Raw genomic sequence first — 17437 nt, 5'->3', positions numbered from 1 at the left:
TTGAAAAATTCGATTCTGCTGGATTAAAACCTAGGATTTAGCAAGTGAACCATACTTTTTTATTAGAACCAGGACGTTGGGTAATGCAAGGGAATTGGTTGGAGCGCAATAGTCTACCAATTCCCTTAAAAGGTTTAACATTAGTAGTTTGGAATCGAGATAATTGGTTCTCTATGGCCACAAAATTAATTTTTCCTAACGGCGATCGCCCAGAGATTTCTTTTCAGTATAAAGGACGACTCCATCAGGAAGAACGTCAGTACAATTTTTTGCTTCAGCATAGTTATCTAGGCAAGATAGAAGGTGAAGGTTGGATTTGTCCAGATACAATTGTGCAGCGTTATTGGGTAATTGGAGATAATTCCACTGACCTTAAGAATCTGCAAAGACGTAGTGGCTTTGAAACTCTACATCGAATTAATGATCATCAGTATTTTTTAACTAGTGGCATTCTTATTGGTCATTTTTTAGACAGCACGATGGAAGCTAATTTAGAACGCCAACCATATTAGTTGCACTAAATCACAATTTATCTAATCTAAAATTGATAACTAAATACATCCCCACTAAAATAAGCAAAACTTACAAAACTATCCCCTGAATTTTTAAACATTGGAGTCGAATTTTCTATGTCAGACCCCAACATTGGTCGCTTACTCGGAAACCGTTACCAACTTCAAGAGCTTATTGGCTCTGGAGCAATGGGACGAGTTTATCGTGCTAAGGATACCTTGCTGGGAGGTGTTCCTGTTGCAGTCAAATTTCTCACTTTATCAATCCAAAACGAAAGGATGCGTTTGCAAGAACGATTTGAGCGAGAAGCAAAAACTTGCGCCTTGCTAGGTCAAAAAAGCATCCATATTGTCCGAGTAATGGACTATGGAGTAGATGAAACATACTATGTGATGGAATATCTACCAGGACAAACCTTAGGTCAGATCATTCGCAGAAAACATCTGAGTTTACCAAGATTTCTCAGTATGTCTAAGCAAATTGGTTTAGGATTACAGTACGCCCATGATGGTATTATTGTAGATGGCGAAATTTGCCCAATCATCCATCGTGATATTAAACCGGGCAATATCATGGTAGTTGAAGATCCCAGTTTTGGGGAATTAGTCAAAATTTTAGACTTTGGTATTGCTAAGTTACTGATATCTGATGGTGACCATACAAAGTTTTATTTAGGGACTTTGGCTTATTCTTCTCCTGAACAAATTGAAGGTAAAGAACTAGATAGTCGTTCTGATATCTACAGTTTTGGGATCTTGATGTTTGAAATGCTGGCTGGACAAATTCCTTTAGTGGCATCAACCAACACCTTTGGCGCATGGTATAAAGCCCATACCTTTGAAAAACCCTGTTCCTTTGCAGAAATTTCTCCTAATTTGCTCATACCAAAGCAATTGGAAGATGTAATTATGAGTTGTCTAGGCAAAAAACCTAGTGAACGTCCCCAAAGCATTAATGAAATTATTAATATTCTCACTACCGTAGAGCAGCAGAACGATACTCAAAACATCATCAAAGATACTCCTGTTATTAATAATAACCTTGTATATAAAGATTCCCAAGAAACTATTAAAACTAATTTTTCTCTACTTCCCGTACCAGTAGAGAAAATTAAAACCAATCTACCGGCATCTCCCATTCCTAACCAGGATACACAAGTCGAACCACCAAGATATTCAGTCAATGATGATGTAACCCAACTTTTTTCCTGGCCAGAGAATAAACCAATTGCGAATATCGTTTTTATTCAACCCATTTACCAAGATAAAAACCTGTTACCGGCACTATGGGTGATGCTACCCCAAGAAGAAATTCAAAAACGCTTAGTTTGTACTCGCTACAATCAATTTCTGTTTATTTCTTCTCCCCATCCAGTCATATTATGGATTACAGTTATTTATACCCGTCAACATGGGGCTAAATGGTTGCCTTACTATTTGGATCTCAAAACTAATTTTGGTCAAGAAATCACTCAGTTACTACAAAATACTGGGGAGTATCTTTTATTATTCTTTACTAAAGAAACTCCTAATCCTTGCACACATATATTACAGTCAAGTATTGCTACTGCTCAACAAGAACGACTAAAAGAATGGCTAAAGTCTAGTAATTTTCCTACTTTATTAACGGATGCTCAGATTAGTAAAAATTTATTGAAACAAGAATATGAAAAAATTAAACCCAAAATATTAGCTAAGTTAGAAACAATGGATACTGATTCTCCATTCAATATTTCTGGTTGATAAGTTTACATTTTACAACTGTGAGTCTCAGCTTAAAATATAAAATGGAATCATTGTTTAAGATTTTGATAGCGAAGCTTGCCATGAGAATCGAAGTTAACGCCCCAACATCCCCAGCTTTTTTCCTAGCGGGAAACTAGCAAGAGAAGGAGGTCGCCCACAAGAGGAACACGGGAAGGTTGGGAGCTTCGTGTCTTCAGACCGAAGGGGAAAACCGACAAATGCCGAATTTATTCGCCTTCAATATTGTGGTATGATTGAGTTGTCAGTACAAGACATAAAAACCTACCGGGGGACTCTCGGAAAGTATACGCTTGTCAGATATGATTTCGCCCTTTTGGGCAAACGAAATCAGGGCAAGAACCCAATATTAAGGCAATGCCTGAAACTGGGATAACTGAGGGATATAGACTGAAACTCTCTATAGGATCTGCGTCTCTTTAGAGCGCAGAGTGTCAATGCGATAGAAGAAGACTCTATGCCATAGTGGAATCTGAGTCTAGACCCCACTGTTGTTTAAGCATTTCTTGATAAGTCGCTTCACGGACAACCATTTGCTCATAAAGCTTGACTAAAAAATCTTGAGCTTGTTCGTGGCTCATGTGTTGGACTTGTGTGGCAAAGGAGCGAATGCTAAATTGCTGTTCCAAAGACAGTTCAGTTCGTTGATTCATAATGAACTCCAAAACAAACAAGGTATAAAATCGAAATTGATCACAGAATTGAAGAGTTAGAAGTCAGGATTCAGGATTAAATTCTTTACTTCCTTTGCTTGCAATCTGCTTAATTACGTAAAAGTCCTAAAAGGTAATTATTGGGCTAGATTTTCCCTGACATTTGTGTCTCTATATTAAGAAAGATAACAAATGTTTGACAATTTACCCATCTTTTTTGATTTATTTTTCTGAGGTATGTATTTGCAATGAATCTATTGATACAATAATTAACCCCGCTAAAAGCGAGTTTATGCAAATTGGGATAGTTTAATTTTGGTGAAGATCCTTTTAGTAGCAGTAGTTATAGACTCGCTGATATTCAGAAGTCATGGAATGAAAAATCAAAAAATTAAGAGGAAGACAAGTTTGATGCTTGATTTTTATCTAGTTTTCTGATTTATCAACCCTTTATTTGCTGTTTATTTAAGACACACTACAAAGTGCAATATGTCAATTGTGGAAATTATAGAAATTTAAGCTCCTGCTGTGATAATTTTTGGAGATTAAAAATATTTTTATCAAATTGTTGAGATAAAAAATGCTCAATTTGAACAAATTGTTAAGTATATTTACTTTTTTAGTTAGGGAACAGGGAAGAAGTAATAGGTATGCACTTGAATGAGGTACGACCAAAACAAGCTACTTCTGACTCCTGAATGGGCGCAGACCCATTACCCATTACCCATTACCCATTACCCATTACCCATTACCCATTACCCATTACCCATTACCCATTACCCATTACCCATTACCCATTACCCATTACCCATTACCTAGGGAACAACTGGAAAATCAGGTTTCTACCGAGACTAAGACGACTGTAATATTATCGTGTCCACCTTGTTGGTTAGCGGCTTCGATTAGGGATTGAGCAGCTTGTTCTAGAGAAGGTACGCCGTTGATGTGTCCAAGAATTTGTTTGTCTATGAGTTCTTCTGTCAGTCCATCACTACAGAGAAGTAGGCGATCGCCATTTTCTAAATTCAGTAATTGAATATCAATCTGATTCAGGTCTTCCCTACCCAAACAACTGGATAAAACATGGCGATAGGGATGAACCCTGGCTTCATCAGCATTAATATCACCCATTTTCATAGCCTTGGCAATCCAGGTATGATCTTCCGTAATTTGTTGTAATTGTGATTCTCGCAGCCGATAAAGACGTGAATCGCCAACATGACCACAGACAGGGGATTCGGATGGACGAATAACTACTACTACGGCTGTGGTTCCCATATCAGAGCGTTCAGGATGATTTTGCTGATCTTGAACGATGGCTCGATTGGCTGTGGATAAAGCTTGTTCTAGGAGTTTTGAAGAAGATTCGGAGGATTGCCAATTTTTCTCTAGATATAACCGAATTTCTGCGGTAGCAATCCGACTAGCTTCTTCTCCTCCTGCATGACCCCCCATACCGTCAGCAACTATAAAGAATCGCCCGGTGGGATCAATATAGTAGGAATCTTGATTATAAGCACGAATAAGCCCCGGATCTGTACAACCGGTAGAGTCAAGTTTCATAGATTTTTCGTGAACAATTAATTAATACATCCGATCATAACGGTCGAGGCGTAAAAGCAACCGAATCAGCAGGAATGAAACTGATGCGATAATTAAACCCATAAAACTCGCTAACCATACATAATGGCTAACTAGGAGAATTGTGGCAGCAATCGTAAAACCACTGATAATAAGAGCATAGCTTATTGCCAGTTGAATATTACTCTGTCGCCGTATCAGGCGTTCTGTTTCTACAGAGCGAACTCGCAGACGAATATCCCCACGTTCTATTTTATCCAGGGTATCTTCTAATCTCCGAGGCAATCCTAAAGCAGTGCTACTGACTTGAACTGCTTGACGACTTAATTCATTCAAGAAGCTATTCCCCTCTGAACTACTGTTATCTGTCATAAGCTGCATTGCATAAGGCTGGGCAACTTCCATAAAGTTAAATTCCGGATCTAGACCTTTACCAACTCCTTCGAGAGTGGAAAAGGCACGCATGACAAAGGTAAATGTTGCGGGAAATCTAAATGGTTGATCATAAGCGAGTTCATATAAATCCTCACTAATAGCTGCCACAGATTGGTTTTCAAAGGGCTTATCCATGAAGTTATCCAGCATATACTGGACTGAACGACGGACAGGTCCCATGTCCTCAGTTGGGGCGATCGCTCCTAAATCAACTAAAGATTTTACCACGCGATCGCCATCTTTTTGGGCGATGCCAAATAAAGTTTCCATTAACCCTTCGCGGACATTGGATTTAATTGTTCCCATCATCCCGAAGTCGTAGAAAATCAAAGCACCGTCGGGACTAACTGCCAGATTACCAGGGTGAGGGTCAGCGTGGAAGAAGCCATTATTCAGAAGTTGATGTAGGTAGGCTTGTGCGCCATAACGAGCGATCGCTTTTCTGTCTACACCAGCAGCATCTAAAGCATCATACTGACTAACTTTAATCCCCGGCATATACTCTAAAGTAATTATTCTGGAAGTAGCATAACGCCAATAAACTCTCGGTACTTTTACCCAATCGTAAGGGCGAAAATTCCGGCGAAAAGTATCGGCATTGCGACCTTCATTCAAATAATCAATTTCTTCCCAGAGAATGCGACAACATTCCTCATATATACCCATCCAATCTCTACCTTTGCCCCATTTAGGATGGTTTTGAAAGTAGCGGGCAATACCTTTGAGAATGCCTAAATCAATTTCAAACAGCTTTTTCAGTCCAGGCCGTTGCACCTTGACCACTACTGACTCACCAGTATATAAAATAGCCTTGTGGACTTGACCCAAACTAGCAGCAGCCAGGGGGACAGGTTCAAAATCTTGAAACAGTACGGAAACTTTCTTCCCTAATTCCTGCTCAATAATTGCTTCTACCTGTTCATAACTGAATGCTGGGACTCTATCTTGTAACTTAGATAATTCCTCTACATATTCAGCAGAGAAAATATCAGCACGAGTGGAAAACAATTGTCCAATCTTAATAAAAGTCGGACCCAAATCTAAAAACGTAGTTCTAATCCAGATTGCTTGGGCTTTGCGTCTAGCGGCTTGCTTGGATTCTGTTACACCACCGGAGTAACTCCAAGCCTTGTTGTAGCGCCAAATTTTGAACATCAAGGTCAAGACAAAAGACCAAATATCCACAAAGCGGCGCTTGCTAGAGTATTCTTCCCGATTCCAACGGTATGCTTTGTCTGAGTAACCTTGTTCCATATTTTTTTTATACCGTCGGGTTGTCACGGAGTCATCTGAGTTGAAGTCAGGGAAGGGTAAAATCTTGATCTTACCCATTACCTATTACCTATTTTGCAGCATTACGATGCTTCTGTAATTCACTTCTTAATAAAGCGATTTCTGCCCTTAATTCGTCAATTTCGGTCTGTAAGTCTCCTGAATCTCCACCAGATGTGTTATCTGTGGTTGTTCCAGTTGCAGACGATTCCGCTGCTCGATTAGCTCGTGCCATCACTTCTTCTGTAAACTGGCGTAGTTGCTCTTTAGTTTCAGCATCAAATTTACCCAGTTCACTCAAAGCATCAGTCAAGGCGACTTCTACACGCTCATTAATCACTTCAGCTACTGCTCTGCCTACGAAAAAGGCTTGCACAAGGGGATTACTCATAAATTTTTGTAAAGTTGCTCCGCAAAAAGAATTATAACCTGCATATAGCCTGTAATGCTTCTATCTGAAAGTTTTCTGAGTGGAATACAGCCACTGTTGAGACGGGTCATAAAATTACTAACTGTATTGCATCTTAATTAAAAGCTGTACATCAAAACGGTTCATGTTAAACCAAGGGTATTTACTTATAATAATATCAATCCAAACTATAAGACTAATATTTGATTTTTGATATAGCACGTAGGGTGCGTTAGCGACAGCGTAACGCACCACTTATCTAGCCTAAGGTGCGTTGGCATAGCCGTAACGCACCCTACTTAGAGTTTAAATAATATGTCTGAATCAGGATTTTCAGGATTTTCAGGATGATGAGTTTAAACCCACATTCCGCACTTCATTGTGTAGTACAGTCATGAGTGTAATAAGTAGCAGAAATAGGTTAAACATAAACACATAGTTTAGTTAGTAATAAATATAGACAGTAATATAAAGATTGCCAACGAATTCAAATTAATAACCCACATTCCGCACTTCAATTTGTAGTACATATACAAGTATCATAAGCAGCATAGAGGGCTAAACACAAATACGCAATTAAGCCAGTAAAAATATAGACATTAATTTCCATTTGACTACTAAATAGAAATTCATAAGGCATTGATCATAAATTCAGGAAAAAATGAGAGAATGAGACTGAATTACATAAAAATGCCTTCATATTATGAATTACCAACAAGAAGATATTGAGAGTAAAAATATAGATCACTTAGGAATAATAACAGGAATAATAGATGAGATAGGAATAGTAGAAAAAATCAATGAAATATTTTCGGTGGATAGTAGAGAGAAAGTAAACTATTGAGAAGTAGTCAAAGCAATTATTCTCAATGGACTAGGTTTTGTATCAAGACCACTATATTTATTTCCAGAATTCTTTCAAGACAAAGCCGTAGAAAATTTAATAGGAGGAGGGATAAAAGCGGAAGATTTAAATGACGATAAAATAGGTAGAGTCATGGATAAACTTTACAAATATGGCTTAACTAAATTATTCTTAATCATTGCCTTAGAAGTAGTAAAGAAATATGGAATAGACACAAAATATTCCCATTTAGACTCAAGCTCATTACATTTACATGGAAAATATGATAATTGCCTCAATAATCCAGAGAAAGAATTAGGAATAAACAAAGAAAATCCGATTAATATCACACAGGGGTATTCCCGTGACCATCGCCCCGACTTAAAACAATGTATATTAGATTTAATAGTAAGTAGTGATGGAGATATACCATTATTTTTCAGAGGAGCATCAGGAAACGAATCAGATAAAGCAGTATTCGCTCACATCTTAGTAGAATATTCTAAACAAGTAGATTTTGAAAGTATCATGGTGGCTGACAGTGCATTGTATAGCGAAAGTAACTTAAAATTAATGTCGAACATGAAATGGATAACTCGAGTACCATTATCCATTAAAAAAGCGAAAAATTTAGTGAAAGCCTTCATAAATAATGACCTGAAAGCCTCTAAAATAAAGGGTTATAGCTATCTCGAAGAGAAAGTATCTTATGGAGGAATAGAGCAAAGATGGTTATTAGTAGAAAGTGCAGAGAGGAAAAAAGCAGACTTAAATAAACTAGACAAAAAAATCCAAGAAGAGTTTTTGAAAGTTAACAAACAAGTAGCGAAATTAGAACAGGAAGAATTTCCAGATAAATCTTTGACAGAATTAAAAATCGAAGAAATAACAGCCAAATTAAAATATCATCAAATATCAGACTGGGAAATTACTCAAACCAATCAAGGGAAAACAACAGTTTATAGAGTGAAATGTAAATTAAGAGAAAATCAGGAGTTAATTACACAACAGCAAAACTCTTGTGGCAGATTTATTTTAGCCACCAATATTTTGGATACGATTGAGTTAGAGTCAGAAGAAATCCTCAAAATATATAAAGAACAACAATCTACAGAAAGAGGATTTAGATTTATCAAAGACCCGTTATTTTTCGCGGATAGTCTGTTTGTGAAAAATCCTGAAAGAGTAGAGACAATGATGATGTTAATGGCATTATGCCTTTTGGTTTATAATTTAGGACAAAGACAATTAAGAATGTCATTGAAGGCACAAAAAGCCACAGTTAAAAATCAACTGAATAGACCCACAGAATCTCCTACATTAAGATGGATATTTCAATGTTTCCAAGGTATTCATCTTTTGATGACACAAGGATTTCAACGAATTCTTAATTTAACGGATTCGCATTTTCATATCTTGCAATTCCTACCTAGGGCTTGTCAAAAATATTATTTATTGTCTTAGTTTTTCTCTCTGGTTTTACGGTCTTATCGGTTAATTTTTTGAGATTTGATTCACACATCCAATTAAATATTGTTGTTGAAATAGCTTTTAAAACCCAATAAAAGCTTAATTCTTTGCGTTGATAATTTTATTTTTCATTGATACTTGATTGTTAAAATCATAAGTTTTAATTGGCTCTTAATGTAGTTTGTTTATACTACTTTTGAAGTGCGGAATGTGGGTTAAATGCTCCTTGTGCTTCGGCAAATTTACCAATTTCCAACTGGCCAGAAAAAATCTGAGGAGCAACAACTATGGCAGGTAAAATCAAGGGATGATTCAGACAAAAAATTTTCTCGTTTCATGTATGCTGTATTGAAAATAGCATATTATTGTCTGAATCAGGATGTCCAGGATTTAAGGATGTACAGGATGTGATTGTTTGATTATTCGTTAGTTGTTGATAATTGGTATAGAGAAAAGTGAATATTTATAAAGTGAGATGGAAGAATAAATATATGAATCTCATCTATCAATCATCAAATTACAATCCTGTAAATCCTGTAATCGGTGGTTATCCTGATTCAGACAAAAAACATGAACAAAACCCCACGAATCCCCATACCCCCAGAAGTCAGAAACTATGTTTTCCAAAGAGATAAATATCAATGTCAAAGCTGTGGTAAAATCTCCCAAGAAACTCAACTCACCATTGATCATATTATCCCCTTATCTCGTGGGGGAAAAAACGATATTAGTAACTTACAAACACTCTGTTTAACTTGCAACCAACAGAAAACCAATAAAATTGACAATCGTTTTCACAGACATTTTGACACCTAACCAAAAATAATCCAGTCCCCCTCCTCGCTTGCGGGGAGGGGTTAGGGGTGGGGTGTTATTCTTTCACCATTTTAAACCATTCAGTTATCCCGTCAGCCAACGTATTAGCCATTTTCTTCTGTGCTTGAGGATTAACTATCTCCTCAAATTCATCAGGATTACTCATAAACCCCAACTCCAATAATACCGAAGGTGCAGCACTAGGACGAGTCAGGGCTAAATTATTCCAAAATACGCCAGCAGAAGGTTTACGGAGGTTTTTGACTACGTAATTATGTAAGAATATGGCGATACCATGTGCTTGAGGATGATACCAAAAACTGGAAAATCCTTTGGTTCTTTCGGCATCACCATTATCTGGTAAAGAGTTATGATGGATGGAAAGAGAAATTGCAGGTTCTTCTTTACCAATGATTACCTGACGTTCGACCAAAGACACATCTCGATCATCTTCTCTGGTCATTACTACCTTAGCGCCGCGCTTGGCCAACTCATCTCGCAGTAATTTAGAAATTATCAAATTCACATCTTTTTCCAAATACCCAGTTGGACCACTAGCACCAGATTCTTTCCCACCATGCCCTGGATCAAGTAAAATCTTGATGCCAGATAAAGGTAGGCGTTTGTTATTTTCAAGATTGGGTGGATGACGTAAAGTTAAAACCAAAGTTGTATGATCATACCTCAGCTTATAGCCCCACTGTTGGAGCTTTTTGAGGTTAAAAGTATATTTTACCTGTGTAGGACTTACCTGTTGCCAATCTAGGCGAGAAATCAGAGGGTCATCATCTAGACGAATTGTGTCTGTTTTAGCAGTGGTATTGTAGAGAGTGAGAATAAAAGAGTTATTTCCCTGTTCTACACTCACCGGCACAGCAGCTTCTAAAGGAAAACGAATCTCTGTCGCTTCAGACAATTGCCGATAACCTACACTATGAATGGCTATCTGTGAAGCGATCGCACCTGATATAATTTTGGTTTCTTTGCTATTAATCCAAGCTCCATAGTCTAAGCGCAACCATTCACCTTCTTTCCCCGTCACACTTGCCCTAGTCCCTTTTGGCAATGGTGTTAGTCGTGAATAATCGGTGCTGGGTCCCGTGCGAGCAACGCCTGATTCCGATGTAATTTCTGCAACTGCTAACTGTGTGGGAGACAGAATTTCGATTTTGCCCAAACCAGTTTGAGTTATTCTTTGATTATTCAGTTGTAAATTAAATTGAGGTTTTCCTAAATCAGCAGCATTTGTGACTGTTGTGCAACCTTGGTATTTGGTAAGACTAGATAGATTAGGTTGATTTAACCCCGTCAAAATACTCGAATTGGGAGGTAATTGTGCTTGTGGAGGTTGGGGTAAAAGGGCAATATTTTGATTCACTAGGTTAACCGAGACAGTTGCTTGAGGTGGTGCAACTGCACTAAAACAAATTAGTTCTCCTGGTAATCTGGCAATATCGGCATTAGGAGTCAAGGAATCTTTCGCAAAGCCCAAGCCCTGGGGTAACTGAGGTTGAGTAGACAGCCTAATGATCTTAATCTCTCGTTCTTGATTTTGATAACGGACTTTAAATATATTTTCTCCTATCTGCAAGGGAAAACTAGGGGAAAAATGCCCGGCCTTGCTACGGTTAACGAGTTTACCATTAATTAAAACTTGCCCGTCCGGTGGTGCTGTACCGATAAAAAATATTTTTTCTGTGCTGGTTTGGTAGTTTGTCGGGGGAAAAACTACTAAAAGAGGTTCTTGTGCTAACGCAACTGAGGAGGTAAATACAAAATTAAATAATACTAATCCTAAGAGTTTTTTCATGGACAAACACAGTTATATTTCAGTATAGGGACTGTGGCACAATGGTCAAGATGGAATTATACATGAACGTAAAAGTCGCAATACATTGGCCGCAAATAAGGGAATTTAGTCATGGGGGAAAATTCATCCTTCATACAAGCCTACAAAATTGTCTACACAAATTCTCCTCTTTGGAGACGCAATCTATATTTAGAAGTTGCTAGAAATTGAAAATACTATGACTAAGTTTATCTTTGTTACTGGGGGCGTTGTTTCCAGTATTGGTAAGGGCATTGTAGCAGCAAGTCTGGGACGTTTGCTGAAATCGCGGGATTATTCGGTTTCCATTCTCAAGCTTGATCCTTATATTAACGTTGACCCCGGCACAATGAGTCCTTTTCAGCATGGGGAAGTTTTTGTAACTCAAGATGGTGCAGAAACGGATTTGGATTTGGGACATTACGAGCGCTTTACTGATACTTCCATGTCTCGGCTCAATAGTGTTACTACTGGCTTGATTTATCAGTCAGTTATTAATAAGGAACGCCGAGGAGACTATAATGGCGGCACTGTTCAGGTAATTCCTCACATTACCAATGAGATTAAAGAGAGGATTCTCAGAGTTGCTAAAGAAACTAATCCTTCCGCTGTGATTACGGAAATTGGCGGGACTGTGGGTGATATTGAATCACTACCGTTTTTAGAAGCAATTCGGCAATTGCGGAAAGAGGTAGGACGGCGCAATGTTCTATATTTGCACGTTACTTTGTTGCCTTGGATTGCTGCGGCGGGAGAGATGAAAACTAAGCCGACTCAACATTCTGTGAAGGAATTAAGATCAATTGGCATTCAACCAGATATCTTAGTATGTCGCAGCGATCGCCCCATTCCTACCGGCTTAAAACAAAAGTTATCAGAGTTTTGTGATGTCCCTGTAGAATGTGTTATTACTAGCCCAGATGCCCGCAGTATCTATGAAGTTCCAGTCCTTTTAGAACGGGAAGGACTAGCAGAACAAGTTCTCAACTTACTGCAAATGGAACAACGTCAACCCAATATGACGCAATGGGAAATGATGGTAGACCGGATGTATAATCCTAAATATACCGTGGAAATTGCCATTGTTGGTAAATATGTGCGGTTAAGTGATGCCTACCTTTCTGTGGTAGAATCTTTACGTCATGCGGCTATTGCAACTCATGGTGATTTGCGGCTACGGTGGGTAAACTCGGAAGTTTTAGAAAATGAACCCCCGGAAAACTATCTCTCAGGTGTTGATGGTATCATTGTTCCCGGTGGTTTTGGGAATCGGGGCATAGATGGGAAAATTGCGGCTATTAAATATGCACGCGATCGCCAAATTCCCTTTTTAGGTTTATGCTTAGGTATGCAGTGTTCTGTGATTGAATGGGCGAGAAACGTCGAGGGACTATCTAATGCCAATAGTGCAGAATTTGACCAATATACCAAAAATCCTGTTATTAACCTGTTACCAGAACAGCAGGATGTAGTAGATTTAGGCGGAACAATGCGCTTGGGACTTTATCCTTGTCGGGTACTTCCCAATACTCTAGCTTTCCAACTTTATCAAGAAGAAGTCATTTATGAGCGCCACCGTCACCGTTATGAATTTAACAACGTTTATCGAAGTCAGTTGTTAAATTCGGGTTATTTGGTGAGTGGGACATCTCCTGACGGTAGATTAGTAGAAATCATCGAATATCCCAAACATCCTTTCTTTATCGCTTGTCAATTTCACCCTGAATTCCAATCTCGCCCCAACGCACCTCATCCTTTATTCAAAGGGTTTATGACGGCTGCTCTCTCTCAATCTCATTCTACAACTACTATACCCAAGCCAGTAGAGGTTTCTTAATCAGTTGACGGTTGACGGTTGACGGTTGACGGTTGACGGTTAACAGTTAACAGTTAACAGTTAACAGTTAACAGTTAACAGTTAACTGTTAACTGTTGTTAATGCTAATTTAGCAGCGCCTACCATTCCCGCTGCATTTCCTAATTCTGCTGGGAGAATTTGTAACCCTGCGCGGGAAGTTGGTAAAACTCGGTTTTCGATTTCTGCTTTCAGTGACGGTAAGAAAAACTCAAAACTCGCGCTCACACCACCACCAATAATAATTGCTTGGGGTGTGAGGACATAGAGTAAACTGGTTAAACCAATTCCTAAGTCTTTACCATATTCTTGCCAAAAGGTTAAGGCTTCTACATCTCCAGCTTGGGCAAGTGCGCCTAATTCTGCGGGTTCTTTGCCTGTACGCCGACGGATAGCAGAAATTGAAGTATGCTGTTCTAATGAACCTTGATTACCACTATTACACATTGGTCCATCAGGATATAAGGTAATTAAACCTAATTCTGCTGCTGCACCTTGGTGTCCTACAAATAATTTACCATTAATAATAATTGCCCCACCAACACCAGTTCCCAAAGTCAGTAAAATCAAATTGGGGAAATTTCGGCCTGCACCTAGCCAAGCTTCTCCTAAACCAGCACAATTAGCATCATTAGCTAAAATTGTCGGTTTACCAGTTTTAGCCTCTAACCAATCTGCTAAGGGGATATCATGCCATCCTACTAGATTAATAGCAACTTTGGCAATTCTTCCTGTAGCATCAGCAGGACCAGGAGTACCTAAACCAATAGCGATACTTTCATTGTGAGGGTCAATTTGGGCGATCGCATCTACCATTGTAGATAATACAGCCTCTGGTGTTGCTGGTTGGGGAGTATCCACAGATATAGATTGTAAACAATTACCATCTGCTGTGAATCGTCCTAACTTAATCGCAGTTCCCCCTAAATCAATTCCAATTACTTGTTTAGTCATTAGTTGTTAGTCATTGGTCATTAGTCATTGGTATTGTAGAGTATGTTAGAACGAAGTTGGTAACGCAGCGTTATTAAGGTTTTGGTATTTTTGTAGGTAGACGGACTGAAATAATATCAAAATAATATTGTAGTTATAGCTTATCTGTTGGCTCCCACACCCGACAGGGAATTAATTCCCTGTCTAATAGCTCAAGTCCACTGAAGTGGACTAAGGAATTTTCTAAATGTTTAGTTATTTTTAGATATAGCTGTATGCACTTAGATAAGATACAGTTATTAAATTACAAACCCTGTAGGGGCGGGGTTTCCCCGCCCTCGATTGTATTTCATCCGACCAAGAACCGCTATAATAATTAATTAAATGGATATTACACAACTTAAACAGCAAGCTGATATTTATTTACAACAAAGAGATTTTATAGCAGCTATCAATATTTATGAAAAATGTATCGAATTAGCTCCTAACTTAATTTCTAATTACTGGTATTTAGGATTAGCTTGGTTATTGCAAGGAAATGAAATTGAATCTCAATCAATTTGGTTATCAACTTTTACTAATAGCGACTTAGACTTACAAGACAATGATTTAATAGAGTTTATTGATTTACTCAAAAATAAAGCAGATGAATATTTAGATCATGATCATTATCAACTAGCGCAAACTATTTATGAAGCTATTTTAAATTGGGATGATAGTAATATTCAAGTATATGATAATTTAGCTCATGCAGTGGCTATGCAAGGAAATCTGGAAGCAGCAATTGATTATTGGCAAACATTAATTGAAATTGAACCTAATTATATTGATGCTTATTTAAATCAGGCTAATATCTGGCAGAAATTAGAAAATTTTGAATTAGCAATTGAATGTTATCAAAAAGCACTATTAATCAAAAAACAAGATTATTTAGTTTTCTATCAAATTGGACTATGTTATACACATTTACAACAGTGGAATATAGCTATTCAATATTTTCAGCAATCCCTAGAAATTCAACCAGAATATTTAGCAGCTTATAGTGATTTAGCAATATCATTGATTCATTTAGAGCATTTTGATCAAGGAATTGAGTATTTACAAAAAGTAGTTCAATCCCAACCAGAATTCTTACAACCTCTCCTAGATATTAGTAACAGTGGAAAATTACTATTAGGTAATGCTAATAATGCGGGAATTAAATTAATTAACTTGCTGAATTTTTCAGATATTCATAATAAACTAGACTTGTATTTTCATTTAAGTCAAACTCTTTTCAAAGATTATCCAGCACTTGCTGTTAAGTTATTACAACAAGTAAGAGAAATAGATATTGATTATTTTTATCATAATTTAGATGTTTGTTTAGCATACAGTAAAATTATTTTAGAACAAAATAACTCTGAACAAATTAGAGAATTAATCACTATTTTAACGAAAATAATCAATATTCATGAAGATGAAAATCTGAATTATATAATTAGTCAATGTTGGTTAAGATTTGGCAATTATGAAGAAACAATTTTTTATGTAAATAAAGCAATTGCTATTAATCACAATTTTGCTGAAGCCTATTATTTATTAGGAATGATATTATTTAATATTCGCAATATAGAACAAGCAGTAGTAAATTTACAGAAACATTTGCAAATACAACCTAATTCTTCTTTAGCATTAGTTTATTTAGGTTTTCTTTTTGGACAAAAACATCAAATAGCAGATGCAATTAATTGTTTCCAAAAAGCCTTAGAAATTAATTCATCAATAGCTGGGTTAGTTGATAATCTAATTAAGATATTAACTCAGGATGTTGATATTTTTGAACTTTCCCAAATTCAATCTATTTTACCTCCTACTGGTTTTTATGAATCAACTGTTATTGATAATTATATAGAAATATATCCAGAAATAGATGTAAAACTAAATTATCCTAAATCCCTAGAGAATCAAGTACATTTTAGTTTTAGATTTGGTAAAGTAGTTAAATTACCTGCTTCATTTATAGTCACAATTCCCCAAGGTAGATTTTGGTTAAGTGATGATCAAACTCAATCTGTAATTATCACAGATGAATCACATTTTTTAGCGGATATTTCTCCAGATTTTCCCATTTTACAACCTCATCATCCTGATAAACATCCCAGTCAACATTCTATATTTAAAGTTGATAAGTTACCTCCTATTCATTGTATTACAGGTAAGGTAGTTGTTTTAGCTGGGTTAACAAATAATATTTATTTTCATTGGATGTTAGATATTTTACCCAGATGGGAATTATTAAGAATAAATAATTGTAATTTTGATGAAATTGATTATTTTGTTGTTGATAATAGTTTATCATTTCAACGGGAAACTTTAAAATTACTAGCAATTCCTGAACACAAACAAATAAATATTAACAAAATTCATCATCTTCAAGCAACACAATTAATTGTTCCCTCTTTTCCTGGTACGGTTGCATGGATGCCAAAATGGACTTGTGATTTTTTAAAGCAGCGGTTTCTAAATTTAGAAAATACCAAACTTCCATCTTCTAAAAAAAGGATTTATATTACTCGTAAATTAGCTAAAAGTCGCAGAGTTTTGAATGAAGATGAAATTTTAAAATTACTTGCTACTTATGGTTTTGAAGAAATAATATTAGAATCATTGTCTGTATTAGAACAAGCTGCTTTATTCTCGCAAGCGGAAATTATTATATCTCCGCATGGTAGTGGTTTAACAAATTTAGTATTTTGCCAACCTGGAACTAAAGTGATTGAGTTATTTGCGCCCAATTATGTTTATCATTGTTATTGGTGGATTAGTAATTTAGTCAGTTTAGATTATTATTACTTACTGGGGGAAACTCTTCCGGGTTGGCATTTTCATCATCTCATTTATCCTCAAGATTTTTCAGAAGATATAGTGATAAATGTGAGGGATTTATTAAAATTATTACAAATATGTGAATAATAAGATACCTAATTTCTTTAATAATTCGGAAATGTGAATCTTGCTATTTTCACAAATCAGATCAAATTGTTATAAGTAGATAGGCTAAAACGCACCTAATTTAAATATTC

At 36.8% G+C, this 17437-nt stretch carries 12 protein-coding genes and 1 pseudogene; 7 read left to right on the top strand and 6 right to left on the bottom strand.

Features of this window, described 5'->3' with window-relative positions; genetic code table 11:
• Positions 1–44 precede the first annotated feature (44 nt).
• Together EZY12_10835 and EZY12_10830 are read left to right on the top strand one after the other, a co-directional pair.
• Complete coding sequence (locus EZY12_10835; protein ID QSX70012.1) at positions 45–512, top strand: hypothetical protein; 468 nt, start codon at positions 45–47, stop codon at positions 510–512.
• A gap of 117 nt (positions 513–629) precedes the next feature.
• A complete protein-coding gene (locus EZY12_10830; protein QSX70011.1) occupies positions 630–2255 on the top strand; it encodes a serine/threonine protein kinase in 1626 nt (541 codons plus the stop codon).
• Between the two features lie 476 nt (positions 2256–2731).
• On the opposite strand, the gene EZY12_10825 is transcribed toward EZY12_10830, so the two are convergent.
• Entirely contained in the window at positions 2732–2929 is a 198-nt protein-coding gene (locus EZY12_10825; GenBank protein QSX70010.1) for an NblA/ycf18 family protein, read from the bottom strand.
• Between the two features lie 660 nt (positions 2930–3589).
• Between EZY12_10825 and EZY12_10820 the strand changes: the two genes are divergently transcribed.
• Positions 3590–3748 carry an alpha/beta hydrolase gene (locus EZY12_10820; protein ID QSX70009.1) on the top strand — a complete coding sequence of 53 codons (159 nt, stop codon included), beginning with the start codon at positions 3590–3592 and terminating at the stop codon, positions 3746–3748.
• A 15-nt stretch (positions 3749–3763) separates the two neighbouring features.
• On the opposite strand, the gene EZY12_10815 is transcribed toward EZY12_10820, so the two are convergent.
• The 3 genes from EZY12_10815 to EZY12_10805 all read right to left on the bottom strand — a co-directional run bounded on the left by EZY12_10815 (position 3764) and on the right by EZY12_10805 (position 6608).
• On the bottom strand, positions 3764–4492 hold the full coding sequence (locus EZY12_10815) for a Stp1/IreP family PP2C-type Ser/Thr phosphatase (GenBank protein ID QSX70008.1): 729 nt from the start codon (positions 4490–4492) through the stop codon (positions 3764–3766).
• 21 nt (positions 4493–4513) lie between these two features.
• Positions 4514–6199, bottom strand: coding sequence for an AarF/ABC1/UbiB kinase family protein (locus tag EZY12_10810; protein ID QSX70627.1), 1686 nt, complete (start codon positions 6197–6199; stop codon positions 4514–4516).
• Positions 6200–6287: 88 nt separating this feature from the next.
• Positions 6288–6608 carry a hypothetical protein gene (locus EZY12_10805; GenBank protein QSX70007.1) on the bottom strand — a complete coding sequence of 107 codons (321 nt, stop codon included), beginning with the start codon at positions 6606–6608 and terminating at the stop codon, positions 6288–6290.
• A 721-nt stretch (positions 6609–7329) separates the two neighbouring features.
• Between EZY12_10805 and EZY12_10800 the strand changes: the two are divergent.
• Both EZY12_10800 and EZY12_10795 read left to right on the top strand, forming a co-directional pair.
• Positions 7330–8934: pseudogene (locus EZY12_10800) on the top strand (IS1634 family transposase).
• Positions 8935–9510: 576 nt separating this feature from the next.
• Entirely contained in the window at positions 9511–9756 is a 246-nt protein-coding gene (locus EZY12_10795; GenBank protein QSX70006.1) for an HNH endonuclease, read from the top strand.
• A 55-nt stretch (positions 9757–9811) separates the two neighbouring features.
• Here the strand turns inward: EZY12_10795 and EZY12_10790 are convergent, their stop codons facing one another.
• Positions 9812–11566: an N-acetylmuramoyl-L-alanine amidase gene (locus tag EZY12_10790; GenBank protein QSX70005.1), complete on the bottom strand. Its 1755-nt coding sequence runs from the start codon at positions 11564–11566 to the stop codon at positions 9812–9814.
• Positions 11567–11783: 217 nt separating this feature from the next.
• Here EZY12_10790 and EZY12_10785 point away from each other — a divergent pair, with 217 nt between their 5' ends.
• Entirely contained in the window at positions 11784–13421 is a 1638-nt protein-coding gene (locus EZY12_10785; GenBank protein ID QSX70004.1) for a CTP synthase, read from the top strand.
• Positions 13422–13502: 81 nt separating this feature from the next.
• On the opposite strand, the gene EZY12_10780 is transcribed toward EZY12_10785, so the two are convergent.
• Positions 13503–14393, bottom strand: a complete 891-nt coding sequence (locus EZY12_10780) for an ROK family protein (GenBank protein QSX70003.1) — start codon at positions 14391–14393, stop codon at positions 13503–13505.
• 363 nt (positions 14394–14756) lie between these two features.
• Between EZY12_10780 and EZY12_10775 the strand changes: the two genes are divergently transcribed.
• Positions 14757–17327: a DUF563 domain-containing protein gene (locus tag EZY12_10775; protein ID QSX70002.1), complete on the top strand. Its 2571-nt coding sequence runs from the start codon at positions 14757–14759 to the stop codon at positions 17325–17327.
• The last annotated feature ends 110 nt before the right edge of the window (positions 17328–17437 follow it).

This window comes from Dolichospermum sp. DET69, assembly GCA_017355425.1.
Lineage (GTDB): Bacteria > Cyanobacteriota > Cyanobacteriia > Cyanobacteriales > Nostocaceae > Dolichospermum.
Note: the sequence above shows the minus strand (reverse complement) of the source record. Positions and strands in the feature narration are given on the sequence as shown.

Bases quoted from the DNA above. Each gene is read 5' to 3' on its own strand.
- EZY12_10820 (QSX70009.1), top strand. From the start codon at position 3,590: ATGAGGTACGACCAAAACAAGCTACTTCTGACTCCTGAATGGGCGCAG.
- EZY12_10785 (QSX70004.1), top strand. From the start codon at position 11,784: ATGACTAAGTTTATCTTTGTTACTGGGGGCGTTGTTTCCAGTATTGGT.
- EZY12_10815 (QSX70008.1), bottom strand. From the start codon at position 4,492: ATGAAACTTGACTCTACCGGTTGTACAGATCCGGGGCTTATTCGTGCT.
- EZY12_10830 (QSX70011.1), top strand. From the start codon at position 630: ATGTCAGACCCCAACATTGGTCGCTTACTCGGAAACCGTTACCAACTT.
- EZY12_10805 (QSX70007.1), bottom strand. From the start codon at position 6,608: ATGAGTAATCCCCTTGTGCAAGCCTTTTTCGTAGGCAGAGCAGTAGCT.
- EZY12_10790 (QSX70005.1), bottom strand. From the start codon at position 11,566: ATGAAAAAACTCTTAGGATTAGTATTATTTAATTTTGTATTTACCTCC.
- EZY12_10775 (QSX70002.1), top strand. From the start codon at position 14,757: ATGGATATTACACAACTTAAACAGCAAGCTGATATTTATTTACAACAA.
- EZY12_10780 (QSX70003.1), bottom strand. From the start codon at position 14,393: ATGACTAAACAAGTAATTGGAATTGATTTAGGGGGAACTGCGATTAAG.
- EZY12_10825 (QSX70010.1), bottom strand. From the start codon at position 2,929: ATGAATCAACGAACTGAACTGTCTTTGGAACAGCAATTTAGCATTCGC.
- EZY12_10810 (QSX70627.1), bottom strand. From the start codon at position 6,199: ATGGAACAAGGTTACTCAGACAAAGCATACCGTTGGAATCGGGAAGAA.
- EZY12_10795 (QSX70006.1), top strand. From the start codon at position 9,511: ATGAACAAAACCCCACGAATCCCCATACCCCCAGAAGTCAGAAACTAT.